This is a genomic window from Helicobacter sp. MIT 14-3879, assembly GCF_003364125.1.
The window spans coordinates 1-835 of the sequence record NZ_NXLP01000171.1; the positions used below are offsets into that span (position 1 = coordinate 1).

1 pseudogene is annotated in these 835 nt (G+C 29.8%); it reads left to right on the top strand.

Annotated features, from left to right (window positions below):
• Nucleotides 1–127 (top strand): annotated as a pseudogene (locus tag CQA44_RS13385) (alpha/beta hydrolase); the annotation flags it as partial.
• Nucleotides 128–835 lie beyond the last annotated feature (708 nt).

Consider the following 835-nt stretch of genomic DNA (forward strand, 5'->3'; position numbering starts at 1 on the left):
CAAAAAGCTTAAGGGTAAAAACAAAGAATTACTCATTATCAAAGACGCTAATCACGTGGATTTATACGATAATGCAGAGAAAATTCCCTTTGATAAAATTGCAACATTTTTTAAGGAGAATTTATAAGGAGAATGGGCAAGGAAAATTTGTAACTAATGCTAGAAATGAGTAATGAAAAAAGTTTGCGATATTGTAAAATTGAGTAAGGAAAATGAGTAAGGAAAAAGCCTCAACCAATTATTAGATAATGGGTAAGAAAAAAGTTTGGGACTAATCATTGCGACTAATTGGAAATTTAGAGTTTGTAATGAGGAGAATCTATAATGAAAAAGCTTGTATTTAATTATTTGTAAATGGGTAAGGAGCGGGCTTTACAACCAATGCTAGAGAATCTATAAGGAAAAGTTTATATTGTAATGCTAGAGAATCTACAAGGAAGCCCATAATTAAGGCAATCTAGTAGGGAGTTTCTTAAAAAGCTTTGCTAAAGTGGCTTGAAGCTTTGCAAGCTTAGGAATCTTAGGATTTAATACCTGTTCTTAAAGATTCTTAAAGAATCTTTAAGATTGAGTTAATCAAATATTGATTACGAATAGATTGCTTGTTGAAAGCTCTAATAGATTCTTTAAAAATCTTTTAGATAATAAGCTTTTATAATTTGTTCATTTGAAAACAAATACTAATAGATTCTTTAAAAATCTTTTAGATAAAAGCCCACACAAGATTTAAGCAGACAAACAGAAACAAACTAAAGCATCTCAAACATCACATAAAGGAGAGAATATGAAACAAGCATTATTGATTAATGGAGCAAAGAAGTTTGGCAATGATGGC